The following is a 26,401-nucleotide window of genomic DNA, read 5'->3' as shown; positions in this document are numbered from 1 at the left end:
TAGGACGCGGGCTAACCGTAAGGACATCGGACGCGGGCGAGTCGTAAGGACACCGGGCGTGGGCGCGGGCTCGTCGGCACACCGAGGGCGTGCCCTCGCCCCAGCGCCCCGGCGCGTTCCCATCCCCACGCCCGGCTCGAGTCCTCGGCGCACCCCCACGTGCCCGTCCCGCGCCGTACCAAACGAGGTTTCCTTCTCCGGGCGCCGGTTACCCGTCGCATCTGCCGACATTCGCCGGCTCCGCGCTCGAGGAGGGCCCATGACCGAGTACGGCTATTTCCTGGCCGCCGAAGAACACGGGCCCGCGGACCTCGTCGAGCAGGCCCGGATGGCGGAGCAGGCCGGTTTCAACGCGTTGTGGATCTCCGACCACTACCACCCCTGGAACGAGGCCCAGGGCCAGAGCCCCTTCGTCTGGTCGGTGATCGGCGCACTCGCGCAGGCCACCAGCCTGCCCGTGCAGACCGCGGTGACCTGCCCCATCATCCGTATCCACCCGGCCGTCGTGGCCCAGGCCGCCGCGACCAGCTCGGTGCTGCTGGAAGGCCGCTTCCGGCTGGGCGTGGGCAGCGGCGCGGCGCTGAACGAGCATGTGCTGGGCGACCGCTGGCCGCCCGCGCCGATCCGGCTGGAGATGCTGGAGGAGGCCGTGATGGTGATGCGCCAGCTCTTCGAGGGGCACCGCGTCACCCATCACGGCAAGCACTACACGGTGGAGAACGCCCGGCTGTACACGGTGCCCGAGGAGCCGGTGCCCATCGACATCGCCGCGTTCGGATCGGCCGCCGCCGCACTGGCCGGGCGGGTCGGCGACGGCTTCATCACCACCGTCCCGGACGCCGAGCTGGTGGCCCGGTTCCGGCGCGGCAGCGGCGCCGGGGGCAACAGCAAACCGGCCCGCGGCGGGCTGAAGGTCTGCTACGGCCCGGACCCCGACGAGGCGCTGCGCACCGCCCACCGGCTGTGGCCGACCGAGGCGCTGCCCGGCGAGGTGCTGTCGACGCTGACCACCCCGGGCCAGTTCGAGCAGGCCGCCCGGCTCGTCGCCCCCGAGCGGCTGGCCGAAAAGGTGGTCTGCGGGGATGACGTTGAGGCGCATATCGGCGCGCTGAACGCGTATGCCGACGCCGGATTCGACACCGTCTACGTCCATCAGATCGGCCCCGACCAGCGGGGCTTCTTCGACTTCTACCGCACCAAGGTGCTGCCGCAGGTGGCCCGCTGAGCACCGCCGCAGGGGGCCAGGGCCGACCACCGTCACGCGTGGCCGACTGAGCTCGCCACGGCCGCCCGGCGAGCAATGGCCGCCCCGAAGCGTGAGCACGGCTGAACCGCCGAAAGGAGCGATGACCCACCATGACCATGAAAGTGGCCGACTACATCCTCGCCCGACTGTCCGAGTGGGGTGTCGAGCATGTCTTCGGCTACCCGGGGGACGGCATCAACGGCCTGCTCGCCGCATGGGGGCGGGCCGCGAACGAGCCCCGGTTCATCCAGGCCCGGCATGAGGAGATGGCGGCCTTCGAGGCCGTCGGCTACGCCAAGTTCAGCGGCCGTCTCGGGGTGTGTGCGGCCACCTCGGGCCCCGGCGCGATCCATCTGCTGAACGGGCTGTACGACGCCAAGCTGGACCATGTGCCGGTGGTGGCCCTGGTCGGCCAGACCCACCGCAGCGCGATGGGCGGCTCGTACCAGCAGGAGGTGGATCTGCACAGCCTCTTCAAGGACGTGGCCTCGGACTTCCTGGAGACGGTCACCGTCCCCGAGCAGTTGCCCAATGTCCTGGACCGGGCGATCCGCACCGCCTACGCCCGCCGCGCCCCCACCGCCGTGATCATCCCGGCGGATGTGCAGGAGCTGGACTACTCCCCGCCCACCCATGAGTTCAAGATGGTGCCCTCCAGCCTGGACCGCAGCGGCTGGTCCGCGGTGCCGTCCAGCACCGCGGTGGAGCGGGCCGCGGAGGTGCTGAACGCGGGCGAGCGGGTGGCGATCATGGTCGGCCAGGGCGCCGCCGGGGCGCGCGAGGAGGTCCGGCGGATCGCCGAGACCCTGGGCGCCGGTGTCGCCAAGGCGCTGCTCGGCCTGGATGTGCTCAGCGATGAACTGCCGTATGTCACCGGCTCCATCGGGCTGCTGGGCACCCGGCCCTCGTACGAGATGATGCGGGACTGCGACACGCTGCTGACGATCGGCTCCAGCTTTCCGTACGCCCAGTTCCTGCCGGAGTTCGGCAAGGCGCGCGGCGTTCAGATCGATCTCGATCCGCACATGATCGGGATGCGCTATCCGTACGAGGTCAATCTGGTCGGCGATGCGCGCGAGACCCTGCTGCGGCTGCTGCCACAACTGGAGCGGAAGAAGGAGCGCGGCTGGCAGGAGGGGATCATCTCGGGCGTACGGCGCTGGCGCGAGGTGACGGCCCAGCGCGCGGAGGTGTCCGCCGACCCGGTCAACCCCGAGTATGTGGCCCACTGCCTGGATCCGCTGCTGCCCTCCGACGCCATCATCACCTGCGACTCCGGCTCCGTCGCCAACTGGTACGCCCGCCATCTGCGGATGCGCGGCGAGATGCGCGCCTCGCTTTCGGGCACGCTGGCCACGATGGGCTGTGGGGTGCCGTATGCGATCGGCGCCAAGTTCGCCCATCCGGACCGGCCGGCGGTGGCGCTGGTCGGGGACGGCGCGATGCAGATGAACGGCATGGCGGAGCTGATCACGGTGGCCAAGTACCGCCAGTCGTGGGAGGACCCCCGACTGGTGATCGGCGTCTGGAACAACCAGGACCTCAACCAGGTCACCTGGGAGATGCGGGCGATGGGCGGGGCCCCGCAGTTCCTGCCCTCGCAGGAACTTCCCGATGTCTCCTACGCGCGGTTCGCCGAATCGCTCGGCATCACCGGCATCCGGGTGGAGAAGCCCGAGCAGGTGGAGCAGGCGTGGCGGGAGGCGCTGGCCGCGGACGGCCCGGCGGTCGTGGAGTTCCTCACCGATCCGGCCGTACCGCCGATCCCGCCGCATGCCACCTGGGAGCAGATGGAGGCCACGGTCGAGTCGATCATCAAGGGCGACTCGGACCGGGCGGGCATGGTCCGCCAGGGCCTGAAGGCGAAGGTGCAGGAGTACCTGCCGCACCGGAAGAAGGCCGTGGAGGACAAGGCCACGCGGGACAAGGCCACGGACGACGCCTGATGCACCCGTAGCCCCTGATGCACCCGTAGCCCCTGAGGTACCCGTTTCGACCCCGTCCGCGCTGGCTACCCGCCGCACCGGACGGATGCGATACCCGGACCGGAAGGACGTGAGCAGCAATGAAGGTCGCCTTTCTCGTCGCCCCGCAAGGCGTGGAACAGGTCGAGCTGACCGACCCCTGGCAGGCGGTCCGGGACGCCGGGGGCACCCCTCGTCTGGTGTCCACCAAGCCCGGCCGCATTCAGGCGTTCGACCACCTCGACAAGGCGGACACCTTCGAGGTCGACCAGGTGGTGAAGGACGCCACGGTCGGGGAGTACGACGCCCTCGTGCTGCCCGGCGGGGTCGCCAACCCCGACTTCCTGCGCCTGAACGAGGCGGCCGTCGCCTTCGCCAAGGGCTTCTTCGACGCGGGGAAGCCGGTGGCCGCGATCTGTCACGCCCCCTGGACGCTGGTGGAGGCCGATGTGCTGCGCGGCCGCACCCTGACCTCCTGGCCGAGTCTGCGCACCGACATCACCAACGCCGGCGGGACCTGGGTGGACGAGCAGGTCAAGGTCTGCACCAGCGGCCCCAATGCCCTGATCACCAGCCGTAGGCCCGATGATCTCAAGGCGTTCTGTGCGGCGTTCCTGGAGGAGTTCTCGAAGACGACGAAGGGATCGGCATCATGACGGAGGACCGCAAGGAGCGGCAGCGCGACCAATACCGCGCCCCCGACCCGGCCGAAGGACCGCTGACCACCGACCAGGGCGTGGCGGTCGACCACACCGATGACTCCCTCACCGTGGGCGAACGCGGCCCGACGCTGATGGAGGACTTCCACTTCCGCGAGAAGCTGACCCATTTCGACCATGAGCGGATCCCGGAGCGGGTGGTGCACGCGCGAGGCGCGGGCGCGTACGGCTACTTCGAGCCGTACGAGTCCTGCGCGGAGTTCACCCGCGCCGCCTTCCTCCAGGATCCGTCCGTGCGCACCCCGGTCTTCGTACGGTTCTCCACCGTGCAGGGGCCCCGGGGCTCGGCGGACACGGTGCGGGACGTGCGGGGCTTCGCGACGAAGTTCTACACCTCGGAGGGCAACTACGACCTGGTCGGCAACAACATGCCGGTGTTCTTCATCCAGGACGGGATCAAGTTCCCCGACTTCGTGCACGCGCTCAAGCCGGAGCCGCAGAACGAGATCCCGACCGGCGCCTCCGCCCATGACACCCTCTGGGACTTCGTCTCCCTTCAGCCCGAGACCATGCACATGATGATGTGGCTGATGTCGGACCGGGCGATTCCGCGCAGCTTCCGGATGATGCAGGGCTTCGGGGTGCACACCTTCCGCTTCGTGGACGCACAGGGGCGCGGCACCTTCGTCAAGTTCCACTGGAAGCCGAAGCTGGGCGTCCACTCGCTGGTGTGGGACGAGGCACAGGAAGCCGCGGGCCGCGACCCGGACTTCAACCGGCGCGATCTGTGGGAGGCGATCGAGGCGGGGCAGTACCCCGAGTACGAGCTGGGAGTGCAGCTCATCCCGGAGGAGGACGAGTTCAACTTCGACTTCGATCTGCTCGACGCCACGAAGCTCATTCCGGAGGAACAGGTGCCGGTGCGGCCGATCGGCCATATGGTCCTGAACCGCAACCCGGACAACTTCTTCGCGGAGACCGAGCAGGTGGCCTTCCACACCGGGAACGTCGTCCCCGGGATCGACTTCACCAACGACCCGCTGCTCCAGGCCCGGAACTTCTCGTATCTGGACACCCAGCTCATCCGGCTGGGCGGCCCCAACTTCTCGCAGCTTCCGGTCAACCAGCCGGTCACCCCGGCCCGGACCAACCACCGGGACGGCTACCACCAGACCATGCTCCACAAGGGCACCAGCTACTCCCCCAACTCACTCGGCGGCGGCTGCCCGGCTCTCGCGGGCGCGGACGGCTATGCCTTCTCCCACTACGCGGAGCGGGTCGAGGGCCACAAGATCCGCGAGCGGAGCGAGTCCTTCAAGGACTTCTACAGCCAGGCCGCGCTGTTCTGGAACAGCATGAGCGACTGGGAGAGGCGCCATATCGTGGACGCCTTCCGCTTCGAGCTGGGCAAGGTCAACGCGGTGCAGGTGCGCGAGCGCACGGTCGAGCAGTTGGCCCGGATCGACTACGACCTGGCCTCGCAGGTGGCCCAGGGCATCGGCGTGGCGATGCCGGAACCGGGCGCCAACAACCACAAACCGCAAGCCTCGCCCGCGCTGAGCCTGGAGAACCTCCAGGGCGACGGCTCGATCCGCACCCGCCAGATCGCGGTCCTGGTCACGGACGGCGTGGACACCGCCCAGCTCGCCCAGGCCCAGGAGGCACTCACCGCCCAGGGCGCCATCGTCGAGGCCCTCGCCCCGCACGACGGCACGGTGGCCGGCGCCGACGGCAACGGCTACCCGGTCGACCGCGCCCTCCCCACGGTCGCCTCCGTCCTCTACGACGCCGTCCTCCTCCCCGGCGGCCCCACCGGCACCCCCGACCTGGCCTCCGACAGCGCGGCCATGCGCTTCGTCCGCGACGCCTACCGCCACGGCAAACCCATCGGCGCCCTCGGCTCGGGCGTGGGCATCCTCTCCTCCCTCGACCCACAGGGCCTCCACATCGCCTCCGGCCACGGCCACGTCTGCGCCGACCGCGGCGTGGTCACGGACACGACGACGGGCGCGGCGAGCGAAGAGTTCACCAGGGCCTTCACGGAAGCGATATCGGCCCACCGACACTGGGACCGCCCGCAGGTCCGCTGCTGAATTCCGCGGGGCGCGGTGGGCCGCCGGTCGGTCATCGGGTGGGGTGTGAGCGGAGCTTCCTCCGCTCACACCCCACCCGGGCATGCCATGGGTATTCCAGCCTCTCCGGCGATTGAGGAGCGGGGTCCGGGGCGGAGCCCCGGGCGGGGGTCGAGGGGCGGAGCCCCTCGTTTCGGGAAGGGGCGGGGTGGGGGAAACCTGCCTGCCTACGGCTCGCGGCCGAGCAACGCCAGCAACCGGGTCTGCGCATCCGCCCCCGCCGGCGGCTCCACCGGCGCCGCAAACAACCCGCTCTCCTCCAAATCCGCCGCATACGGCGCGACCTCCCGCACCGAAAAGTCCACCAACGGCTTCGGGATGCGCTCCTCCGCCCCAATGGCCCGCGACAGATCCCACGCGTGCACGGCCGCGTCAGCCGTCATCTGGGCGCAGTAATGCGTGGCGGGGCTCTCCCCGTACGAGAGCTCGACCATCCGGTCCAGGGCCCCCGGCTCGCGGAAGGCGTCCCGCGCCGCGGCGACCACCACGTCCCACGTGGCGACCGGGTCGTCACCGAGCAGATCGCCCTCCAGCGCATTGCCCTGGTCGGCGACGCTCGCCCCCTCCCGGACCAGCGGCGGCACCCACATCTGCTCGACCGCGAGATGGTTCACCAGATCGCGTACGGTCCACTCGGCGCAGGGCGTCGGGTCGTCCCACTGATTGGGCCGGATCGCGTGCACCCGTTCGGTGAAGAGGTCCAGCGCCTCACCGTGCCTGGCCAGCAGCGGATTCTCCGCCATGGTCGATCACCCCGTCCGAGGAGGCTGAGGGGGCTGAGGAGGCGTCCCGGACCCCGGCGCCGGAGGTGTCGGGGGCGTGTGAGGCGCGGAGGGCCCGGAAGGACCAGCGGATCCTGAAGGAGCGGCGGGCCCGGAAGAGCCAGCGGGGCCCGAAGGGCCCGTAGGCGGGGCAGGCCCCGAAGGCGCAGTCGGACCAGAAGCCACTCCCGGCCCCGAAGCCTGCGCCGCAGAGTTCTTCAGCCACCCCGCCGCCACCAGCAACAGCGCGAAAACGATCAGCGCCGCCACCCACGCCGGAAGCGCGAGGGCCAAGAGCAGCACCAGGCACGCCGTCAGCGCACCCCCCGCGTAGAGCGCGGCCGCCGCCGCGCCGCCGTAGAGGCGGACCGCACGCCGCCCGGACTGCTCCCGCAGCTCCCTGCGGACTTCGTCGCGGACGGCCCGTGCGACCGGCTCCGCCAGGTCCCCGGCCGAGGGTATGCCCGCCTTCGGGTAGCCCGATTTATCAGTCATGTGCGGCCGGGTACCCGTGCCCCATCCTCGTTAACAGTCCCGGCCGACACGGGCGGGGCACCGGACGGAACACGGATACGCGGGCACATCCGCAGGGCAGGACGGGGCACGGCGTCGAACGCGGCCCCTGATGTCCCGCGTCCGACGCCGCTCCTCACTCCCTACGGGCCGCTCGGCCGCACGACGGGTCCCCGGCCCCCGGGGTCCTCAAACGCGCCCGACAACCTCGTGTCGAAGCCATCGGGACGGGTACGCGTGGGGGACGCGAAATCTGGAGGGAGTACATGCGACTCGGATATCCGGATCCGGTGGGGGCGGCCGAAGCAGTTCCGGCACTGGTCGACGCGGCGCGCGGACACCGCATAGGCTCGTTGCCGACACGCCCCAACGGCCCCGATCTCTACCGCGAGGCAGGGGTCGGCACCGAACTGACGGTGTCGTCCGCCGACGGGAAGACTTACGGCGACGACGCGATCCCGGTGGGCGGCCTCGGCACACTGCCGCACGGGCCGTACGGGCCGTACGAGAGCGGCGCGGACTGACCATCCCGGAAGACGACCATCCCGGGAAACGACCGACCCGGAAGACGACCATCCCGGGAAGCGACCCGCCCGGGAGACACATACGGACCCGCTGAGGAAGGGGACCGACATGCAGCGAGGCAGCGACCGGCTGAGCGTCCACAAGGACGACGAGATGAAGCACGAGCTCCAGGGGCTGATCCGCTCCGGGCACCCGACCCGCGCCGAGGAGTGGCACGACCCGGAGCCGGCCGCCGACGACGACCCGGACGTGACCCTGGGGCCGATCCCGGCCCGCGGGACGACCGGTGAGGCCGAGGCGGTGCGGTTCGAGTTCGCGCGCCGGCTGGGACGTACGTCGTTCCCCGCCGATCGTGAGGAGCTGCTGGACGTCCTGGAGGAACGGCACACACCGGACGGTCTGATCGCTCTGGCCGAGGAACTGCCCGCGGACCGGACGTTCCACACGGTGCAGGAGGTGGTCTCGGCGCTGGGGCTGCGCCCGGCCTCGTAAGCCATGGCCGGTAGGACACGGCCTGTGAGACACGGCCCGTAGGACATGGCCCCGGCATGGAGCGACGGCGAGGCATCGAGGGGACGGCGCACACCGGCACGCATAGCCCCCGCCCCGCGCGGGTACTGCGGGCAGCACATCCCCCACGAAGGGCAGGTGGACAGATGTCCCAGGACCCGCCTCGCTATGTGCGGGAGGTCATGACGCGGCCCGTGGTCTGGGTGCACCCCGATGCCTCGCTGGTGGAAGCGGCACAGATCATGCGCGCACAGGGCATCGGCGATGTGCTGGTCGCCGGCGACGGGGAGCTGCTCGGTGTGCTCACCGACCGCGACATCACCCTCCGCGCCGTCGCCGAGGGCATCGACCCCCTCGCCGTCACCTGCCATGCCGTATGCACTCCGGACCCGGTGACCATCGGGCCGGACGAGGAGGTGGCCGAGGCGGCCGCGCTGATGCGGAGACATGCGGTGGGGCGGCTTCCGGTCGTCGAGGCGGGGCGTCCGCTGGGCGTGATCAGCCTGGGCGATGTGACGGAGCCGCCCTGAATTCCCGCAGCACGTTCCGCCGAAGGGGCGGCGGGGGCCCTCCCCCGCCACCCCTTCGGCATGAGGCCGCCGCCGCTTCGCATGGCGCCCATGACGCCCATGGCGCCCGCATAGCGAGACGGTTCTTCTCGTGATGCGAGATGCCTTCTACCGTGGAGCCACCCGCTCACCGGTCCCGAAGGGGGAGTTCCGCCATGCCGAAGGACACCGCCGTCTACACCCACGGCCACCATGAGTCGGTGCTGCGCTCGCACACCTGGCGCACCGCGGCCAACTCCGCCGCGTATCTCACCGGCCATCTGCGGCCCCATATGCGGATCCTGGACATCGGCTGCGGCCCCGGCACCATCACCGCCGACCTGGCAGAACTGGTCCCCCAGGGGCAGGTCACGGGCGTCGACGCCGCGGACTCCGTCCTGGAGCGGGCCCGTTCGGTGGCCGAGGAGCGCGGGCTGACGAATGTGTCCTTCGTGGTCGGCGACGTCCACGCGCTGGACTACCCCGACGACTCCTTCTGCGTGGTCCACGCCCATCAGGTGCTGCAACACGTCGGCGATCCGGTGAGGGCGCTGCGCGAGATGCGGCGGGTGTGCGCGCCGGGCGGCATCGTGGCGGTGCGTGACTCCGACTACGCCGCCATGACCTGGTATCCGTCCGTCCCCGGCCTGGACGGCTGGCTGGATCTCTACCGCCGGGTCGCGCGGGCCAACGGCGGTGAGCCGGACGCCGGTCGAAGGCTGCGCTCCTGGGCCCTGGAGGCGGGGTTCACCGACCTCGACATCACCTCGACCGCCTCGGCGTGGTGCTACGCCACCGAGGAGGAGCGGGCGTGGTGGAGCGGGCTGTGGGCGGACCGCACGGTCGCCTCCGCCTACGCCCGGCGCGCGGTGGACGGCGGCCATGCCACCGAGGAGGAGCTGCGGTCGATCGCGGAGGCGTGGCGGGCGTGGGGCGAGGCCCCGGACGGTTGGTTCGCCGTCCTGCACGGTGAGATCCTCTGCCGCGTCTGAGCAGTTCAACTAGGCTCGCCCGCATGGATATTCTGGGGACTTCACTCCGCGTGTGCGTCGACGATCTGGATTCGGCGATCGCCGTCTACGAACGGCTGACGGGAGCCGAGGCGGTGCGCTTCCAGCGCGGGCCCGTCTCGGTCGCGGCGGTCGGCTGCTTCTTTCTGATGAGCGGTCCGGAGTCGGAGCTGTCGATTCTTCGCAAGATCACGGCGACGATCGCGGTGAAGGACGTGGACGAGGCGATCGCGGACCTCACGGCGGTCGGCGGGCAGATCGTGGCCGGTCCGCTGCCCGCCCCCGTGGGCCGGACCCTGGTGGCGCGCCACCCCGACGGCTCGATCTTCGAGTACGTCGACCGGAATCCGATGGCGTGACCCGCCCGTGAACTCACCGTCCGGCAGACCCGTCGGGAGGGCGGTCCCGGATCCTCGGTGAACTCCGCGTCGTCGAACTCCTCGTAGAGATCGTCCACATCACGGAACTCATCACGCCTGATCCGGACCGCCTCCTCCGCGCCCCGGCCAGGCCCGCTCTCGGGCGAGGCCGCCTGCGGGCGCAGCCCGGGCCGTCCCGATGCGGGCCGCGGGCCGCCTATGCGGGGCGCAGACCGCCTATGCGGGGCGCATACGGAACTCGTAGCGGCCCGGCAGCGGATGCTCGGTCCTGGCCTGTGCCCGCGCCTCCTCGGTCAGGGGTTCCTCGGTCCCCGACACCAGCCGTTCCACGATGGCGTACCAGGTGTCGCTCAACGCCTCGTCGCCCTCGCGCAGATCGCAGACCTCGAAGCCCTCGTCGAAGACGGCGCGGGCGGCCAAGGCGTCGCCCTGGGCCAGCAGCACCTGCGCGCGCAGCAGCCGGAAGCGGCCTCGGGCCCGGATGGCGGGGCGCAGGGCGTCGAGGACCGCCCGTGCGTCATCGGCGCGGTCGGCCGCCAACAGCGCGACGATCGCCTCCCGGCCGAGCGCGGCCTCGGCCGCCTCCAGGGCGACCGGGTCGGCGGCGGCAGCGACGGGCGGCGCGGCCAGCGAGACGGCGGTCGGCACTCCGGCCGCCTCCGCCCCCTGCCCCGCTCCCGCTCCTACGCCGGGCCCTTGCCCCGCTCCCGCCGCTTCGAGCACCGGGTCCGCTGCGAACACCGGGTCCGTTTCCAGCATCTGGTCCGTTTCCAGCACCTGGTCCGCTGCGAGCGCCGGGTCCCCCTTCTGCGGCGGGACGGTGCCCGAGGCGAGGAGGAGCTGTACGGCGCGCAGCAGCCGGTCCGCCGCGCGCGCCGGATGGCCGGAGGCGGTGTCGGCGACGGCCAGGCAGCGCAGTGCCCAGGGCGTTTCGGCGCACCGCAGCGACCGCTCCCAGCTCCGCTCGGCCTGTGCGCGGTCGCCCGCGTGCCACTGGGCGACGCCCAGGTGGTATTCGGCGCCCGCGGTCGAGGGGGCCGCTTCGAGGAGGTCGCGCCAGGCGGGCGCGACCAGGGAGGCGCCGGGGTCGGCCTGGGAGGGGCCCGGCTCCCAGTCGGGGAGGGCGCCGGTGCGCAGCAGGCGGCGCCACGGCTCCTGCTCCGCCCCCAGCGTGCCCGGGTCGAACGGCGTACCGGGCAACTGGAACCCGCCGCGCTCGGCCTCCAACGCGCCCCAGCCGGAGCCGGCCGCGAGGCGCTCCGCCGGTTCCGTGTCGGCGTACGGGCGCCAGGCGGCGTAGGCCGCGTCGACCGCGGCGCGCGGCAGCGCCGCCTCCAGCCGGGTCTCGGTCTCGCGGCGGGCGGCCGTCCAGTCCGTGCCGTGGACGGCGGCCGGGTCGGCGGTCAGCGGGCCGTACGCCTCCAGCCAGGCGAACTCCTCGCCCGCCTCCAGCGGGATGTGCTCGAGCTGGGTGCGGGCGAGCCCGGCCTGGATCTCGGCGTAGCCGCCGGTGCCGGGCTCGGTCAGCCACTGCTGCCAGCGCCGTCCGCCGGGGCCCGCGCCCCAGATGAAGAGCTTGCGGCCGCGCAGCAGATCGGTCGAGGTCTGGACGAGGCCGCTGCCGTCGGCGTCGAGGGAGGCGATCCAGCGGCGGGCGCCGTCGGGCACCTCGTAGAAGTAGTCGGCGGGGTAGGCGCCGCGCAGCGGATAGGTGCGGTCGGCGCCGTCCCACTCCGGGACCGGAACCCGGCTGAGGGTGCGGGCGTAGCCGAAGTGCCAGGCGTCGTCGGCGGGGGCCAGGACGCGGGTGTGCTCGTCCTCGGGGACGGCGATGTTGGACCACCAGTAGACGGGGGCGGGGAGGTGGTGGGGGTTGCGGATCCTGACGCCCACGTAGAGGAACGCGGAGTCGGCGGGCAGCCACAGATCCACCTGGAAGGGCAGATCGCGCAGCCGCTCCCACTCCCACAGCCGCACCATCGCGCCCCCCTCGGCGGCGTCGGGGGCGGGGACGCGGGCGGCGTGCAGCGGGGCGCAGGACAGGGTGGTGTGGCCGGTGGCGCCGATGTTCCACTCGATCCCGCCGGAGAACCAGGCGCCGTTGAGGGCGAAGTCGGCGGGCTGGAGCACCGGGTTGCGGTACAGCAGCTCGGTACCGGCGGACTCGCCGGTGGCCTTGTGGACCAGCGAGTGGACCCGGCCGCCGAGCCCGGGCAGCACCGTGGCCCGCAGCCGGTCGTTCTCCAGGACGATGGCGTCGAGCGTGGCGGGAGCGCGGTCGCGGCCGTAGCCGTCGCGCAGCCGCACCGGCAGCACCGAACGCAGGGGGGCATGGGCGACCTGACGGGCCATATCGGAGGGGAGCGTGGCCCGGACGCGGTCGTCCACACGGTGCACCTCGTCGAGGGGGCGCAGCGCGGGCAGGGGGTTGTCGGGCCCGAGGGGGGCGGTGGGAAGGGTCAGGGTGGTACGTCGCACGCTCGTGGCCACGGGCTGCCTCGCTCCGACTGCCTTGGGTCGCCTCGGCGCGGCGACCGTCCGATGACCATGGAACAACGTCGTGGGGCCCGCTGAACAGAGCCGCTTCGGACCGATCATGGTGCGCCGTCAGCCAGGACCGGTCGGCTGGTCGAGCATGTCGCTGGTCATGGCCCAGCGCTCATGGTCGCGCCACGCGCCCTCGATATGGAGGAAGTCCGGGGAAAACCCTTCCAGCCGGAAACCATGGCGCTTCACCAGCCCCAACGACGCCTTGTTGCCCGGCTGGATGTTGACCTCGACGCGGTGCAGCCCCAGGGGCCCGAAGGCATGGCGCAGCACGAGCCCCAGCGCCTCGGACATATAGCCCTGTCCGGCGGCGGGCGGAAAGGCCCCGTAGCCGATCGAGCCGCACTGGAAGGCGCCGCGCACAATGTTGTTGATGTTGATGAACCCGACCATGTCCCCGGTTTCCCGGGCGCAGACGAGGAAGCCCTCGCGGTCCTCGCGCTCCAGTTGGGCGATGTAGTGCGCATAGGCCCGCTCGGTGGTGGGGAGGGTGAGCCAGGGGCGGTGGAACTCCGCGCTCTCCCGGGCGCGCCTGACGAACTCCGCACCGTCCGCGCGGGTGGTGCGGCGGATGGCCGCCCGGGTTCCCTCGGTGACATACCGGACGTCAGACATGCGGCAATGATGACAGCAGCGCCATGGCCGCCGCATAGCCGGAGCCGTCGGATATGGCCTGGTCCACGGGGATGTCGGTCATCGCCCATGGGCCGACGGAGACGGGGGAGAGTCCGGTGCCGACGTAGTTGACCGCCGGGTCCCGGGACAGGCCGGTGCCCAGGCCCTTGAGATATGCCTCCTTACGGGTCCAGCAGCGGGCGAAGGCGGCGGGCCGGTCGGCCGGCGCCAGCGCGTCCAGCTCGGCGCGCTCCTTGGGATGCAGGCTCTCGGCGACCTGGTCGACCACCGAGGCGGGCTGTAGTTTCTCGACGTCCACGCCGACCGGGGAGCCCGCGAAGGCGAAGAGCACCAGATCACCGGCGTGCGACATATTGAAGTGCAGCGGGGTGCCGGACACGGCGGGGCGGCCGTGCGGACCGCCGCAGCCGGGGCAGGTCTCGCGGGTGAACGGAATGTCGGCCGCCGGCAGGCCCAGATAGGCGCCGAGCAGCTCGCGCAGTCCCAGATGGGCCGCCGTATAGCGCTCGCGGTCCTCCGCCCGCAGGAACTTCGCGGCCCGCTCCCGCTCCTCGGCGTCCAGGATCGTGCCGGGCGCGCCCGCGTCCATGGCCGCGGTGTACCGGGAGACGCTGAGCAGCCAGGTCTCGGGCTCGCCGCCCTGCGGCCAGGCACCGGCGACGGCGGTGGGCAGCGGCTCGGAGCCGACGATGCGCGGGGCCGATGGGGGTGTCAACTCGCTCCTCCAGTGGAGTTCGGGGCCGCCGAGGTCAGCAGCTCCAGGGTGGGCACATCGGATCTGATCAGCCCGAAGGTCTGGATGTACAGCGACAATTCGGCCTCCAGGGCGCGGATCATCGTATCGGCGCGGCGGAAGCCATGGCCCTCGCCCTCGAAGGTGAGGTACGCGTGCGGGATGCCGCGCCCGGAGACCGCCGCCAGGAACCGCTCGCACTGCTCGGGCGGGCAGATGGTGTCGTCCAGCCCCTGGAGCAGCACAAAGGGCGAGCCGATGCGGTCGGCCCGGTACAGCGGGGAGCGCTCGCGGTAGCGGTCCGCCACCTCGGCGAGCGGGCCGACCAGCGATTCGGTGTAGCGCGACTCGAAGTCATGGGTGCCGCCGGTGGCCCAGGAGACCAGGTCGAGGACGGGGTAGATGACGGTGGCGCAGGCGTAGAGATCCGTGGTGGTGAGGGAGGCCGCCGCCGTCCAGCCGCCCGCGCTGCCGCCGCGGATCGCGAGCCGGGCGCGGTCGGCGATGCCCTCGTCGGCGAGCGCCCCGGCGACGGCGGCGCAGTCCTCGACATCGACCACGCCCCACTGCCCGCGCAGCCGCTCGCGGTAGGCACGGCCGTAGCCCGTGGAGCCCCCGTAGTTGACCTGGGCGACGCCGATGCCGCGTGAGGTGAAATAGGCGATCTCCAGGTCGAGCACGAGCGGGGCGCGGCCGGTGGGCCCGCCGTGGGCCCAGATCACATACGGCGGAAGCTCTCCGTCCGGTGCGGTGTGGCCGGGGTGGCGCGGTGGATGGAGCTGGGCGTGGATCTCCCGGCCGTCCGGTCCGGTGAAGGTGCGGGCCAGGGGCCGGGGGTAGTACGCGGGGTCCACGGGGTCGATGTGCGCGTTGCCGATGGCCCGGGAGCGGCCGGTGCAGACATCCAGCTCCATCACCTCATGGCCGCTGTGCGGGCTCGCCGCGACGCCGACCACGCGCGTGCCGTTCACGGCCAGCGTCGGCTCCCATTCGGTCCAGGGGCCCGGCACATCAGCCGTCCCGCCGGTCCGTGGATCGAGGATGCCGAGGGCCGCCGCGCCCCGGCCGTGCAGCACCGCGATCAGACCGCCGGCCAGCGGGGCGAACCAGCGGTGGCCCAGCTTCCACAGCGGCCCGCCGAACTCCTCCTCGCAGGGGCACAGCGCCACCGGCCGACCGGCCGGGGCCCATTCCCGCACACCGGGCGCCTCCGCCGGCGGCTCCAGACGGTGCAGATTCCACCAGCCGGTGCGGTCGGTGGCCGCGAGCAGCGCGCCGTCCTCGGCCCACTCGATCTGGGCGACCGACTCATCAGGCCCGCCCAGCACCGCCCGGGCGCCGGTGAAGGAGCCGTCCGCCGCGACATCGGCCACCATCACCTGGGTGCCGTCCCAGGGCATCCGGGGGTGATCCCAGACGATCCAGGCGGCCCGCCGGCCATCCGGCGAGAGCCGGGGGCCGGTGAGGAAGCGATGCCGGTCGTCGGTCAGCTCACGCACCGCCGCGCGGTCCTCGGCGGCCGAACCGTCCAGCGGTACGGCGGCGATCACCCGCCGGACATCCGTCGGCCCCTCGCCGGTGAACTCCTCCAGCACACACCACACCTCGCCGCGCTCCGGGCGCAGCACCGGATCCGCCCAGCGCAGCCCCTCCCCCACCGCCGACCGCGAGGTCAGCGGGCGCGGCGCGCCCCCGCCCGGGGCGTCCGGCTCGTGGAGGTACAACCGCTGGTCGGCGAAGTGGACGAACACCACCAGCGGGCCGCCGACCGCGCGGTCCACCGCGGCCCAGGGCATTCCGCCGTACCCCATCACCTTGCTGCGCACATTCCACGGCGGGGCCAGCACCGGGATCTCCGTGCCGTCGGTGCGCCGCCGGATCAGGGCGCGGCGGCCGCCCTCGCCGGGGCGCGGCGCGGTCCACCACACCTCCTCGCCGACCGTGCCCACATACTCCGGATGGCCGTCGTACGAGGCGACGAGCGCGGCGTCGACCGGGGAACTCCAGGCTCCGTAGGGGGCCGTGACGGCCGTCTGCTGCTGTACCGTTCGCACCGGTCCTCACGCCCTCCGCAGGAAGTGGTCGAGCACCCGGACGCCGAAGTGCAGGGCTTCCACCGGGACCCGCTCGTCCACGGCGTGGTAGAGCGCCTGATAGTCGAAGCCCTCGGGCAGGCGCAGCGGCGAGAAGCCGTATCCGGCGATGCCGAGCCGGGAGAACTGCTTGGCGTCGGTGCCGCCCGACATGCAGTACGGCACGGCGTGGGCGCCGGGGTCGAAGTGCTCGACGGCGGCGCGCATCGCCCGGTAGGTGGGGGTGTCGACCGGCGCCTCCAGCGGGCGCTCGCGGTGGTGGAACTCCCACTCCACATCCGGCCCGGTGAGCCGGTCCAGGGTGTCGTGGAATTCGTCCTCGCCGCCGGGCAGCATCCGCCCGTCCACATAGGCGGTGGCGCTGCCGGGGATCACATTGACCTTGTAACCGGCCTCCAGCACCGTGGGGTTGGCGCTGTTGCGCACGGTCGGCTCGATCAGGGCGGCGGCGGGCCCGAGCTTGGCCAGCAGGGCGTCGACGTCGAAGTCCGCGGCGTCCACATCGGCCGGGATGCCCTGGAGCGCGGCCAGTTCGGTGAGCGCGGCCCTGACCGTGGGCGTCAGCCGGACCGGCCAGCGGTGCTCGCCGATCCGGGCGACGGCGGCGGCCAGCCGGCTGACCGCGTTGTCCCGGTTGACCTTGGAGCCGTGTCCGGCGCGGCCGTGCGCGGTGAGCTTCAGCCAGGCCGTGCCGCGCTCGCCCGCCGCGATGGGGTAGATCCGCGACCCGGGCCCGGTGTGGAAGGTGAAGGCTCCGGATTCGCTGATGCCCTCGGTGCAGCCCTCGAAGAGGTCGGCGTGACGCTCGGCGAGGAAGCCGGAGCCCCAGGCGGCGCTGTCCTCCTCATCGGCGGTGAAGGCCAGCACGATGTCCCGGCGCGGCCGCACGCCCGTCCGTGCCCAGGCCCGGACGACCGCGAGCACCATCGCGTCCATGTTCTTCATGTCGATGGCGCCCCGGCCCCAGACGACGCCGTCGCGCACCTCCCCGGAGAAGGGGTGCACGGTCCAGTCGGCGGGCTCGGCGGGCACCACGTCCAGATGGCCGTGGACCAGCAGCGCGGGCGCGGACGGATCGGTGCCCTCGATCCGGGCCACCACATTGGTGCGCCCGGGCGAGCGCTCCAGCAAGGTGGGCTCGATCTCCACATCGCCGAGCATCTCCGCCACATACTCGGCGGCCGGGCGCTCCGAGCAGTCACCGCCGCCGCGGTTGGTGGTGTCGATCCTGATCAGCTCGGAGGTGAACCGCACCACCTCGTCGAGCGCCTGGGCGTCGATGGTCTCCGGACGGTCCGTGTCAGCCATATTGCTCCTCCACCGCGGCCGAGACGACCGTCGTGACGGCCTTGAAGCAGCGGATCCCCTCGTACATGGTCGGTGAGGTGTACGCGACGCGCCGCTCGCCGCCGGGCTCCACGCCCGGGACGACGCTCGCCGCCCCCACCAGATGCTCGGCGTCGAATTCCAGCTCCACCGTGAACGGCCCGCCGCGGGCGGGCTCGTGGCGCACCGCCAGCACCGCCGCCTCCCGCGCCGCCGCCCGGATGTCCGCGGCCGTGCGGGCGGGGGTGCGGCAGACCGCCGCATAGCGCGAGACATAGTCCTTGACCGCGGCCGAACGGGCGTCCGGCGCATAGTCCACGGCGTCCTCGCAGGTCTTGTCGTCCCCGGTGACCAGCACCACCGGCACCCCGTACTCGGCGGCCACCAGCGCGTTGAGCCGGCCTTCGCTCGCCCGCGCGCCGTTCACCCACACTCCGGTGATCGAGTTGGCCAGATAGGTGTGGGCGAGGACGCCCTCGGTGCCCGCGCCGGTGTGATAGCCGACGAACGCCACTCCGTCCACATCACCGTGCTGCACGCCCTCGACCATGCTCAGGCTCTTGTGCCGGCCGGTGAGCATTTGCGCGCGATCGTCCAGCTCCTCCAGCAGCAGATTGCGCATGGTCCAGTGCGCCTCGTTGATGAGCACCTCGTCCGCACCGCCGTCGAGGAATCCGGCGACGGCCGCGCTCACATCGGAGGTGAACAGACGGCGGCAGCGCTCCCACTGGGGGGTGCCGGGCAGCACATCAGCCGGCCAGGTGACGCCGGTGGCGCCCTCCATGTCGGCGCTGATGAGGATCTTCATGCCTCGTCACGTTACGCGTCGCGCCCGACCCGAACCACCCCTGTGGATAACTGGTCCAGTCCACTGTCCCGCCCGGCCCGTGCCCGCCTCGTCCGGCATATGCCCGCCGCGCCCCGACCGCCCGCGGGCACCCGCCCCGATCCCTCGCCGGCACACGCCCCGACCACCCGCGGGCACGTGTCCCTACACCCGCGAGACCACGAACCAGCGGGCCGGCAGTTCGACCCGCGAGCCGTCCGGCCACTGCTCCGTCTGGGCCAGCGCCGTCGGGCCCTCGGCGAGGATCTCCAGTCCGGCCTCCGCCAGCACCTCCGGCACCTCCTTGTCCGCCGCGTCGGCCGGCCGCAGCCCGTGGTCGAAGACCCGGCGCAGCTTCAGCGGCGGACCGCCCGGGCTCGCCGCCAGCTCCGCCAGCACGGCCTTGGACTCCGCCGTCAGCTCCACCACGAACCCCCGCCCGCGCCGCCCCAGCAGCGTGGCCACCGCCTCCGCGACCGGACGCCGGTCGGCGGCGTCGCTCTGGTGGATGACGGCGCGCATATACACATTGGCGTCGCCGAGCCGCCGGGCCAGCTCCGCCACCCCGGCCGCGTCCGTCAGGCTGAGCTGCCGGTACTCCGCCGCGCCCGCCGGATCGGCGCGCCGCGCGTGCTCCACCGCGGCGCGGGACAGGTCGACGCCCACCGCCCGTCCGAAGCGGGAGGCCAGATAGCGGGTCTGGGTGCCGTTGCCGCAGCCCAGGTCGACGATCGGCAGCGAGGGGTCGGCGTACGGCGCCAGCAGTTCCAGATGCGGGGCGGCGCTCAGCGAGGGGGCCGCGTCCCAGATGGCGTCCCCCGGGGCGTCCGAGGTCTGCTGCCAGTAGCTCTCCCACGCCTGCCGGTAGCGCTCCGAGACGCTCATCGCCGCTCCCCTGGGTGTGCCAACGCCTGCTCGAACCAGACCGTTTTACCGCGCCCCGTGCGACTCGTACCCCACTCGCCCGCCAGTTCGCTGATCACCCGCAGCCCGCGCCCGCTCTCGTCGTCACGGTCCGCGCTCAGCAGTGCCGGCAGTTCGTGGTCGTCGTCGGTGACCTCGCACAGCAGGGCGTCGGTGCGGACCAGGCGCAGCCGCACATGGTGGGTGTGGGCATGCCGTATCGCGTTGGTCACCGCCTCGCTCACCAGGAGCTCGGCGGTCTCCACGGACTCCGGCAGCCCCCACCGCAGCAGCCGCTCGCGGACGAGCCGGCGGGCCCGCCCGACCTCGCTGGGGTCCAGCGCGAGCCGCCACTGGGCGACCTGCTCGGCCGGTATGCCGCCCAGCCGGGCCATCAGCAGCGCCACGTCGTCCTTACGGCCGTCACGGCCGTCCTTGTCGCGGGAGGCGGCGGCCAGCGCCCGGATGATGGTGTCGCACGCGTCGTCCATGGACGCCGCCGGATGGGCCGCGGACTCGCACAGCGCGGCGATCCCGGCGCCGATGTCCTGGCCGCGCACCTCGACCAGGCCGTCCGTGCACAGCACCAGCCGGTCCCCGGGCTCCACCCGCACCGTCACCGTCTCGAAGGGCACCCCGCCCACGCCGATGGGCGCCCCGGTCGGCAGGTCCAGCAGCTCGCTGCGGCCGTCCTGGGCCCGCACCAGCACGGGCGGGATATGGCCCGCGTTGGAGAGCACCAGCTCGGAGCGGACGGGGTCGTAGACGGCGTACAGACAGGTGGCCAGATAGTGCTCGCCGAGCCGCTGGGCCAGATCGTCGAGGGTGCGCAGCAGTTGGGCGGGCGGCAGATCGAGCGCGGCCATGGTCTGCACGGCGGTGCGCAACTGCCCCATCATCGCCGCCGAGGTGAGCCCGTGTCCCATCACATCGCCGACCACCAGCGCGGTGCGCGACCCGGGCAGCTTGATGGTGTCGAACCAGTCTCCGCCGACCCTGCCGAGCCTGGTCCCGGGCAGATAGCGGGTCGCGGTGTCGCAGCCCGCCATGCGCGGGGTCACCTGGGGCAGCATGCTGTCCTGGAGCGTCTCCGCGACGTTCTCCTGGTAGGTGTACATCCGGGCGTTGTCGAGGACGAGCCCCGCGCGGGCGGCCAGTTCGGCGCCGGTCGTGCGGTCCATGTCGTCGAACGGCTCACGCCCTGGGCGCCGCAGCAGCACCATGAAGCCCAGCACCACATCGCGCGCCTTGAGCGGCACGATCAGGATCGACCGGCCGTTGATCAGCGGTCTGAGGTCGCGCTTCTCGAACTGCCCGGCGATCCGGTCGCCCACCTCGTCGCTGATGCAAGGGATCAGCACCGGGTCGCCCGTGACCATGCACTGGAAGAACGGGGTGTGCTCGGGAAACGCGATGCTCTCCCCGACCGGCACGGTGTCGTCCCAGCGGCCCGGTTCGTCGTTGTGCTCGACCCAGACGCGGTGCCAGACGGTGGTGACGTCGGGCGGGCCGTCGGGGAACCCCTCGCCCGCCAGGACCTGGGCGCGCAGATGGGTACCGGCGAAGTCCGCGAAGCGCGGGACGGCGGCGCTGGTCACCTCGCGGATGGTGCGCGCGAGGTCCAGGGAGGTGCCGATGCGGCCGCTGACCTCGTTGAGGAACTCCAGCCGCTCACGGACCGCCGCGTACTCCAGGTCCACCTCATCGGGGTCCAGCGACCGCTCGGAGGCGTGCGCGCGATCCGGTGCGCCGTCCGCCGTGACCGCGCGCTGCCGTACGGCTTCCTGGCGCGCCCGGCGCTCGCGGTAGCGCGGCATCCCCCAGTCCGGTGTCACCGGGACGCGCTCATGGTGGCTGATCTCCAGTACCGGATAGCCCAGTTCCAGCACCTGGGCGACGATCCGGCCGGCCGTAGCCGGGCCCATGTTGGGCAGGATGTCCGGCAGCCGGCCGGCCAGCCGCTCGGCGCCGGGGAACTCGGTGTGCAGTGCGAAACCGGGGGCGATCCGCTCGTCCGGCCCCAGCGCGTCCCCGCCCACACCATTGGCATCCGCCGCCAGTACCAGCAGCCGCTCCGGCCCGGGGCCCACCAGCGGATACGCCCACCACAGGACGTCCGCCCGGCCATGCGCCGGATCCGCCATACGGGCCCGTCCCGCGGTGGGGTAGTACATGGCGCCGAGCCGCGAGTCGTCGAACTCCGGGTGGCCCGTCGCGTCGGTGCGCACCTCAGCGCCGCGTAACGCCCCCGAGATCGGCATCAGGTCGACGGCGGGGCAGCCGACGGCCTGTTCGCGCGTGGGTCCGAAGAGCCTGCGGGCCCCCGAACTCCAATGGGTGACGCGCCCTTCGGCATCGATGACGACGACCGCGAGCGGCATCCTTCCGTGGACACCCCTGCGCTGCTCCGGCACCGCGGGCGGCTCGCCCTGGCCGTCGTCGCAGCGCGACGTGCCGTACTCCATAGGCGGAAGACTCCTTCGCACGCAAGATCTGCGACAGCGCTACCCACGGTACGGCTGTTGCGGGCGTCCGTGGGAGGCAATACCCGAATAGGTGTCATGTGTGTGCAGGTGCGAAGGAGTTGCCGCCGGGAGGCGCCGCGGCGCGCCTCCCGGCAGGGCGCTGGGCCTAGTCCTCGTAGCCCAGTTGGAGATCGCGCTCGGTACGGCCGCCGCCCGCGACCTGGAGGACCGTCGCCACCGGCGGGTAGCCGGCCGCGATGACCGTGTACTCGCCCGCCGACAGGTCGATGAAGCGGAACGCGCCGTCCGGGCCCGTCGTCGCCGTGTCGACCACATTGCCCGCCGCGTCCAGCAGCGTGACCCGGGCGTCCTCCACCACCCGGCCGCCGGTGGCCCGGACGACCCCGCGCAGGACCGCGCCACCGGCCAGTTCGATGTCCTGCCGGGTCTCGCGGGCGGCCTGGACGGAGACGGGGAGGGCGGCGGGGCGGAACGCGGGGGCGCTGGCGGCGAGGGTGTATTCACCCGCCACCAACTCGTCCATCACATAGCCCCCTTCGCGTCCGCTGCGGGTGGCCGCGACGACCTCGCCGCGCACATCGGTCAGGGTGACGGTGGCCTCCCTTACGGGCGTGCCGTCCGCCGTAAGGACGGCACCGGCGAGCCGCCCCGCCCCGCCGAGGACCACGTCCAGGTCGACCGGCCGGTCCCCGACGGTGACGCTGACCGCCCGCGGCTGGTGGCCGCCGGCCGCCGCGATCAGGACGTACGACCCGGCGCCTGGCGTGCTCAGCGCGTACCGCCCGTCCTCCCCGGTGGCACCGCGCCCGATCTGGCGTCCGCCGATGTCGATGAGGGTCAGGGCCGCCCGTGGGACCGAGGTGCCGTCGTGGTGCTGGACCGTGCCGCAGACCGGGACGCCCGCGGAGGGCGGCGGCGCGGAGGGCGCGGCCGCCGCGGCGTGCCGGGCACCCGTGCGCGCGGCCGGCACCACGGGGTCTTGCAGGTCTTGCTGGACGGCATAGTCGGTGTGGGACACCAGAGGTTTCTCCTTCAGGAGGAAGGCGAGCAGGAAGCCCAGGACGAGCACCGGCACGAGATAGAGGAAGATCCGCGGCATGGCGTGGGCGTACGCCGCGATGTAGCCGTCCCGCAGGGCGCCCGGCATCGCGTGCACCATCTGCGGGGTGACCGAGTCGGGGTCGGGCAGACCGGTTCCGTCGCCGCCGCGTCCGTACGCCGCTCCGGAGGGCAGGTCGACCTGGAGGCGGTCGGCGAGCCGGTTGGCGAAGAGCGTGCCGAAGACGGCCGCGCCGACGCTGCCGCCGATCTGCCGGAAGTAGTTGTTGGCGCTGGTGGCCGAGCCGAGGTCGGCCGCGGGCACGGCGTTCTGCACGGCGAGGATGAGCACCGGCAGGACGAGCCCCAGGCCGAGCCCGAGGACGCCCATCCACAGGCTGTAGTCCTGGCGGGAGGTGCCCTCCTCCAGCCGGGAGAGCAGCCACATGCCGACGACGGAGATCAGCCCGCCGACGATGGGGAAGACCTTGTAGCGGCCGGTGGCGCTGATGAGCTGGCCGGAGATGATCGAGGCCAGCACCATGCCGCCCATCATGGGCACCATCAGCAGCCCGGACTCGGTGGCCGAGACGCCGTCGACCATCTGGAGGAAGGTCGGCAGATAGCTGGCGGCGCCGAAGAGGGCGACGCCGATGACGGCGCCGATCAGCCCGCTGACGCAGAAGACCGAGTCGCGGAACAGCCGCATGGGGATGATCGGTTCGGGGACGACGCACTCCACGACGACGAAGAGGATCACCGAGCCCGCCGCCCCCAGGGCGAGCCCGAGGATGACGCGGGAGCCCCACGCGTACTCCGTGCCGCCCCAACTCGTCAGCAGCACCGCGCAGGTGGAGAACAGCGACAGGAACAGCGCGCCCAGATAGTCGAAGCGCGCCCGCCGCGGCGGCTCCGGGACCTTGAGGACGGCGGCCACGACGGCGAGGGTGATCAGCCCGAAGGGGACGTTGACGTAGAAGCACCAGCGCCAGGAGGCATGGTCGGTGAAGAACCCGCCGAGCAGCGGCCCGGCCACCGAGGCGAGGCCGAACGCGGCGCCGATGAGCCCCATATAGCGGCCGCGTTCCCGGGGCGGAACGATATCGGCCATGATCGCCTGGACGCCGATCATCAGACCGCCGGCGCCCACGCCCTGCACCGCGCGGAAGGCGATCAGCTCGTCCATCGTGCGGGACCAGCCCGCGAGCGCGGATCCGGCGACGAAGACGACGATCGCGAAGACGAAGACACTCTTACGGCCGATGAGGTCGCCCAGCTTGCCGTAGACCGGCAGCACGATGGTGACCGCGAGGAGGTAGGAGGTGACGGTCCAGGACATCTTGTCCAGGCCGTGGAGTTCGCCGACCACCTCGGGAAGGGCGGTGGCGACGATGGTCTGGTCGAGGGCCGCGAGCAGCAGCGCGAGCATCAGCCCGAAGAAGACCATCCGCACCCGGGCGGGACTGAGCGGGGCGGTCGCCGGGGCGGCGCCCGCCACCGGAGGCGGCGCCGCCCCGGCGACCCCGGCCCCGTCGGCGCCGTCGTCGGCGGCGTGGGCGGGAGGGCCCGCCGGTTCGTACCCCCCGTGCCGCTCGTGGCTCTCTCGCCGCTTCGGCACGGTGGTACCGGTGGTGCCGCCCACGTCCTTCTCCCCTCGTCACACCTGCGCCGCCCATTTCTCGCATCACGCGCAACCAGGGGCAAACAGCGACGAATCACCGACGAGGGGTCATCGGCGGCATTCCCCCCGGTGGGAGTGTGTGCGGGGGGTATGCCGGACCGCGGGGAAAACCACCCGAACCGGTGACTGCGGCGTTCGGTCCGGGGGACGGAATCAGGACGCGCCGAGCGCTACTGGGCGGCCTGGGCGGTCTCGGAGGCGAGCTTGGCCAGCAGCTCGTCGTAGATCCGGGCCAGCCCCTTGGGGGCGAAGGTCCGCTCGAAGAAGCCGCCGATGCCACTCGCGCCGGTCCAGGTCGAGGTGACGACGACCCGCGACTTCCCCTCACCCGCCGGGGTGACGGTCCAGGTGGTGACCATGGAGGAGTTCCGGTCCTTCTCGATCAACTGCCCGTCGCTCGGCTCGGAGACCTCGAGCAGGCAGTCGCGCACCCGCTTACTGGTGGCCTGGAGCTTCCAGTGCACGACGGTGCCCTCACCGTCGCCGCCCTCGCGCACCTCGTACTCGCTGAACTGCTGCGGAAGCAGCCGGGGGCGGGTCTCGCGGTAGTCGGCGAGTGCGTCGAACACGTCCTCGGGCTTACCCGTGACGATCCGCTCCGTAGTGGCCTCGACCTGGCCCATCGCATGTCCCTCCGCGCTCGACGTGGCGTCCCCAGCCCGTGACGCCTTGACGAGCGCAAGCCAACCACCTCAGGGTCACCCGCCCAAATCGGGGGTTGACGAAAACCAATCAAACATGTGTTCTATTGTGGTACGAGCGAGACCCGGAGGTGCCTGCGATGCGCTGGGACAACCTGACCCGAGACGACACATCGGCCACCCCGGCCCTCTTCGCGGCGGACGCGGTGACCACCCGCACCTTCGACACCCCGGAGTTCCGCGGGATCACCTTCCATGAGATCCGGGCGCGCTCGATCATCAACCGGGTGCCCGGGGCCTCCCGGATGCCCTTCGAATGGACGGTGAACCCGTACCGCGGCTGCACCCACGCCTGCGTCTACTGCTTCGCGCGCAAGACCCACAGCTATCTGGACCTGGACACCGGAATCGGCTTCGACTCCCAGATCGTGGTGAAGACCAACGCGCCGGAGCTGCTCCGCCGCGAGCTGGCCTCCCGCCGCTGGGCCGGTGAGCACATCGCCATGGGCACCAACGTGGACTGCTATCAGCGCGCCGAGGGCCGGTATCAGCTCATGCCCGGCATCCTTACGGCGCTCGTGGAGCGCGCCAATCCCTTCTCGATCCTCACCAAGGGCACGCTGATCCTGCGCGATCTGGAGCTGCTGCGGCGGGCCTCACGCGTCAACGACATCGGCGTCTCGGTCTCGGTCGGCTTCACCGACGGCGAGCTGTGGCGCACCGTGGAGCCGGGCACACCCTCGCCCGAGCGGCGCCTGGACGTCGTACGGACGCTGTCCTCCCACGGGATCCCGTGCGGTGTGCTGATGGCGCCGGTGATCCCCTTCCTCGGCGACTCCCCCGAGCAGTTGCGCGCCACCGTAAGGGCGATCGCTCAGGCCGGAGCCACCTCCGTGACCCCGCTGGTGCTCCATCTGCGTCCGGGCGCCCGCGAGTGGTTCACCACCTGGCTCACCCACCACCACCCTCGGCTGCTGCGGCGGTACGACGCGCTCTACGAGGGCGGTTCCTACGCCCCGAAGTGGTATCAGCGGCGGATCACCGGGATGGTCCACGACTTCGCCGCCGAGTACGGCATCGGCCCGTACGCGGCGGGCACGCACCGCAATGTGCCGGAGGAGCCGGCGGAGCCGGACGCCCGGGCCGACTCGCCGCCGGCGCCCGCCCAGCTTTCCCTGCTGTAAACACGCGCGTGCGAGCACGCGCCTGTGAGCACGCGCCTGTGAGCACGCGCGTGTGAATA

22 protein-coding genes are annotated in these 26,401 nt (G+C 72.1%); 10 read left to right on the top strand and 12 right to left on the bottom strand.

Annotated features, from left to right (window positions below; translation table 11 throughout):
• The first annotated feature begins 259 nt into the window (after window positions 1-259).
• From ACK1X7_RS36285 to ACK1X7_RS36270, 4 genes are all read left to right on the top strand, one after another.
• The gene (locus tag ACK1X7_RS36285; protein WP_385153751.1) at window positions 260-1,225 is read left to right on the top strand and encodes a TIGR03557 family F420-dependent LLM class oxidoreductase; all 966 of its coding nucleotides are present in this window, start codon (window positions 260-262) and stop codon (window positions 1,223-1,225) included.
• Window positions 1,226-1,356: 131 nt separating this feature from the next.
• The gene (locus tag ACK1X7_RS36280) at window positions 1,357-3,192 is read left to right on the top strand and encodes a thiamine pyrophosphate-requiring protein (RefSeq protein ID WP_390792856.1); all 1,836 of its coding nucleotides are present in this window, start codon (window positions 1,357-1,359) and stop codon (window positions 3,190-3,192) included.
• A 119-nt stretch (window positions 3,193-3,311) separates the two neighbouring features.
• Complete coding sequence (locus tag ACK1X7_RS36275; RefSeq protein ID WP_385153744.1) at window positions 3,312-3,866, top strand: type 1 glutamine amidotransferase domain-containing protein; 555 nt, start codon at window positions 3,312-3,314, stop codon at window positions 3,864-3,866.
• On the top strand, window positions 3,863-5,962 hold the full coding sequence (locus ACK1X7_RS36270) for a catalase (protein ID WP_385153741.1): 2,100 nt from the start codon (window positions 3,863-3,865) through the stop codon (window positions 5,960-5,962). Before ACK1X7_RS36275 ends, ACK1X7_RS36270 begins: the two co-directional genes overlap by 4 nt.
• Before the next feature lie 206 nt (window positions 5,963-6,168).
• Here the strand turns inward: ACK1X7_RS36270 and ACK1X7_RS36265 are convergent, their stop codons facing one another.
• Both ACK1X7_RS36265 and ACK1X7_RS36260 read right to left on the bottom strand, forming a co-directional pair.
• Window positions 6,169-6,744 (bottom strand): TIGR03086 family metal-binding protein, encoded by a 576-nt coding sequence (locus tag ACK1X7_RS36265; RefSeq protein WP_390792854.1) that lies wholly within the window; start codon window positions 6,742-6,744, stop codon window positions 6,169-6,171.
• Between the two features lie 6 nt (window positions 6,745-6,750).
• Window positions 6,751-7,257 carry a phage holin family protein gene (locus ACK1X7_RS36260; protein WP_413116163.1) on the bottom strand — a complete coding sequence of 169 codons (507 nt, stop codon included), beginning with the start codon at window positions 7,255-7,257 and terminating at the stop codon, window positions 6,751-6,753.
• 284 nt (window positions 7,258-7,541) lie between these two features.
• Between ACK1X7_RS36260 and ACK1X7_RS36255 the strand changes: the two genes are divergently transcribed.
• From ACK1X7_RS36255 to ACK1X7_RS36235, 5 genes are all read left to right on the top strand, one after another.
• On the top strand, window positions 7,542-7,799 hold the full coding sequence (locus ACK1X7_RS36255) for a hypothetical protein (protein ID WP_385152085.1): 258 nt from the start codon (window positions 7,542-7,544) through the stop codon (window positions 7,797-7,799).
• A 109-nt stretch (window positions 7,800-7,908) separates the two neighbouring features.
• Window positions 7,909-8,292 (top strand): DUF2795 domain-containing protein, encoded by a 384-nt coding sequence (locus tag ACK1X7_RS36250; protein WP_385152083.1) that lies wholly within the window; start codon window positions 7,909-7,911, stop codon window positions 8,290-8,292.
• A 164-nt stretch (window positions 8,293-8,456) separates the two neighbouring features.
• Window positions 8,457-8,840 (top strand): CBS domain-containing protein, encoded by a 384-nt coding sequence (locus ACK1X7_RS36245; protein WP_390792852.1) that lies wholly within the window; start codon window positions 8,457-8,459, stop codon window positions 8,838-8,840.
• A 194-nt stretch (window positions 8,841-9,034) separates the two neighbouring features.
• Entirely contained in the window at window positions 9,035-9,850 is an 816-nt protein-coding gene (locus ACK1X7_RS36240; protein ID WP_390792851.1) for a class I SAM-dependent methyltransferase, read from the top strand.
• A 23-nt stretch (window positions 9,851-9,873) separates the two neighbouring features.
• A complete protein-coding gene (locus ACK1X7_RS36235; RefSeq protein ID WP_014055744.1) occupies window positions 9,874-10,227 on the top strand; it encodes a VOC family protein in 354 nt (117 codons plus the stop codon).
• A gap of 237 nt (window positions 10,228-10,464) precedes the next feature.
• Here ACK1X7_RS36235 and ACK1X7_RS36230 read toward each other — a convergent pair whose 3' ends face one another.
• The 10 genes from ACK1X7_RS36230 to ACK1X7_RS36185 form a co-directional block, all read right to left on the bottom strand.
• Window positions 10,465-12,738, bottom strand: a complete 2,274-nt coding sequence (locus ACK1X7_RS36230; RefSeq protein ID WP_390792850.1) for a DUF5107 domain-containing protein — start codon at window positions 12,736-12,738, stop codon at window positions 10,465-10,467.
• 117 nt (window positions 12,739-12,855) lie between these two features.
• Window positions 12,856-13,410 carry a GNAT family N-acetyltransferase gene (locus ACK1X7_RS36225; RefSeq protein WP_398158603.1) on the bottom strand — a complete coding sequence of 185 codons (555 nt, stop codon included), beginning with the start codon at window positions 13,408-13,410 and terminating at the stop codon, window positions 12,856-12,858.
• Window positions 13,403-14,146: a 4'-phosphopantetheinyl transferase family protein gene (locus ACK1X7_RS36220; protein WP_413116162.1), complete on the bottom strand. Its 744-nt coding sequence runs from the start codon at window positions 14,144-14,146 to the stop codon at window positions 13,403-13,405. The genes ACK1X7_RS36225 and ACK1X7_RS36220 overlap by 8 nt, the downstream gene beginning before the upstream one ends.
• The gene (locus tag ACK1X7_RS36215) at window positions 14,143-16,218 is read right to left on the bottom strand and encodes a prolyl oligopeptidase family serine peptidase (RefSeq protein WP_413116161.1); all 2,076 of its coding nucleotides are present in this window, start codon (window positions 16,216-16,218) and stop codon (window positions 14,143-14,145) included. The genes ACK1X7_RS36220 and ACK1X7_RS36215 overlap by 4 nt, the downstream gene beginning before the upstream one ends.
• A gap of 6 nt (window positions 16,219-16,224) precedes the next feature.
• Entirely contained in the window at window positions 16,225-17,565 is a 1,341-nt protein-coding gene (locus ACK1X7_RS36210) for a M20/M25/M40 family metallo-hydrolase (protein WP_385152062.1), read from the bottom strand.
• Complete coding sequence (locus tag ACK1X7_RS36205; protein ID WP_413116160.1) at window positions 17,558-18,391, bottom strand: M55 family metallopeptidase; 834 nt, start codon at window positions 18,389-18,391, stop codon at window positions 17,558-17,560. Before ACK1X7_RS36205 ends, ACK1X7_RS36210 begins: the two co-directional genes overlap by 8 nt.
• A 183-nt stretch (window positions 18,392-18,574) precedes the next feature.
• A complete protein-coding gene (locus tag ACK1X7_RS36200; RefSeq protein ID WP_390792848.1) occupies window positions 18,575-19,294 on the bottom strand; it encodes a class I SAM-dependent methyltransferase in 720 nt (239 codons plus the stop codon).
• The gene (locus tag ACK1X7_RS36195; RefSeq protein ID WP_413116159.1) at window positions 19,291-21,777 is read right to left on the bottom strand and encodes a SpoIIE family protein phosphatase; all 2,487 of its coding nucleotides are present in this window, start codon (window positions 21,775-21,777) and stop codon (window positions 19,291-19,293) included. The genes ACK1X7_RS36200 and ACK1X7_RS36195 overlap by 4 nt, the downstream gene beginning before the upstream one ends.
• Before the next feature lie 166 nt (window positions 21,778-21,943).
• On the bottom strand, window positions 21,944-24,478 hold the full coding sequence (locus tag ACK1X7_RS36190) for an MFS transporter (protein WP_413116158.1): 2,535 nt from the start codon (window positions 24,476-24,478) through the stop codon (window positions 21,944-21,946).
• 209 nt (window positions 24,479-24,687) lie between these two features.
• Entirely contained in the window at window positions 24,688-25,140 is a 453-nt protein-coding gene (locus ACK1X7_RS36185) for an SRPBCC family protein (protein WP_385158566.1), read from the bottom strand.
• A gap of 158 nt (window positions 25,141-25,298) precedes the next feature.
• Here ACK1X7_RS36185 and ACK1X7_RS36180 point away from each other — a divergent pair, with 158 nt between their 5' ends.
• Entirely contained in the window at window positions 25,299-26,342 is a 1,044-nt protein-coding gene (locus tag ACK1X7_RS36180; RefSeq protein WP_385158564.1) for an Rv2578c family radical SAM protein, read from the top strand.
• The last annotated feature ends 59 nt before the right edge of the window (window positions 26,343-26,401 follow it).

It is taken from the genome of Streptomyces sp. CY-1, from assembly GCF_047218265.1.
Lineage (GTDB): Bacteria > Actinomycetota > Actinomycetes > Streptomycetales > Streptomycetaceae > Streptomyces > Streptomyces niphimycinicus.
The sequence above is the reverse complement of the archived record's forward strand: the minus strand, read 5'-3'. Positions and strand labels throughout refer to the sequence as shown.

Coding starts and splice junctions, on each gene's coding strand:
- ACK1X7_RS36285 (WP_385153751.1), top strand. CDS start 260: ATGACCGAGTACGGCTATTTCCTGGCCGCCGAAGAACACGGGCCCGCG.
- ACK1X7_RS36280 (WP_390792856.1), top strand. CDS start 1,357: ATGACCATGAAAGTGGCCGACTACATCCTCGCCCGACTGTCCGAGTGG.
- ACK1X7_RS36275 (WP_385153744.1), top strand. CDS start 3,312: ATGAAGGTCGCCTTTCTCGTCGCCCCGCAAGGCGTGGAACAGGTCGAG.
- ACK1X7_RS36270 (WP_385153741.1), top strand. CDS start 3,863: ATGACGGAGGACCGCAAGGAGCGGCAGCGCGACCAATACCGCGCCCCC.
- ACK1X7_RS36265 (WP_390792854.1), bottom strand. CDS start 6,744: ATGGCGGAGAATCCGCTGCTGGCCAGGCACGGTGAGGCGCTGGACCTC.
- ACK1X7_RS36260 (WP_413116163.1), bottom strand. CDS start 7,257: ATGACTGATAAATCGGGCTACCCGAAGGCGGGCATACCCTCGGCCGGG.
- ACK1X7_RS36255 (WP_385152085.1), top strand. CDS start 7,542: ATGCGACTCGGATATCCGGATCCGGTGGGGGCGGCCGAAGCAGTTCCG.
- ACK1X7_RS36250 (WP_385152083.1), top strand. CDS start 7,909: ATGCAGCGAGGCAGCGACCGGCTGAGCGTCCACAAGGACGACGAGATG.
- ACK1X7_RS36245 (WP_390792852.1), top strand. CDS start 8,457: ATGTCCCAGGACCCGCCTCGCTATGTGCGGGAGGTCATGACGCGGCCC.
- ACK1X7_RS36240 (WP_390792851.1), top strand. CDS start 9,035: ATGCCGAAGGACACCGCCGTCTACACCCACGGCCACCATGAGTCGGTG.
- ACK1X7_RS36235 (WP_014055744.1), top strand. CDS start 9,874: ATGGATATTCTGGGGACTTCACTCCGCGTGTGCGTCGACGATCTGGAT.
- ACK1X7_RS36225 (WP_398158603.1), bottom strand. CDS start 13,410: ATGTCTGACGTCCGGTATGTCACCGAGGGAACCCGGGCGGCCATCCGC.
- ACK1X7_RS36210 (WP_385152062.1), bottom strand. CDS start 17,565: ATGGCTGACACGGACCGTCCGGAGACCATCGACGCCCAGGCGCTCGAC.
- ACK1X7_RS36205 (WP_413116160.1), bottom strand. CDS start 18,391: ATGAAGATCCTCATCAGCGCCGACATGGAGGGCGCCACCGGCGTCACC.
- ACK1X7_RS36200 (WP_390792848.1), bottom strand. CDS start 19,294: ATGAGCGTCTCGGAGCGCTACCGGCAGGCGTGGGAGAGCTACTGGCAG.
- ACK1X7_RS36195 (WP_413116159.1), bottom strand. CDS start 21,777: ATGGAGTACGGCACGTCGCGCTGCGACGACGGCCAGGGCGAGCCGCCC.
- ACK1X7_RS36185 (WP_385158566.1), bottom strand. CDS start 25,140: ATGGGCCAGGTCGAGGCCACTACGGAGCGGATCGTCACGGGTAAGCCC.
- ACK1X7_RS36180 (WP_385158564.1), top strand. CDS start 25,299: ATGCGCTGGGACAACCTGACCCGAGACGACACATCGGCCACCCCGGCC.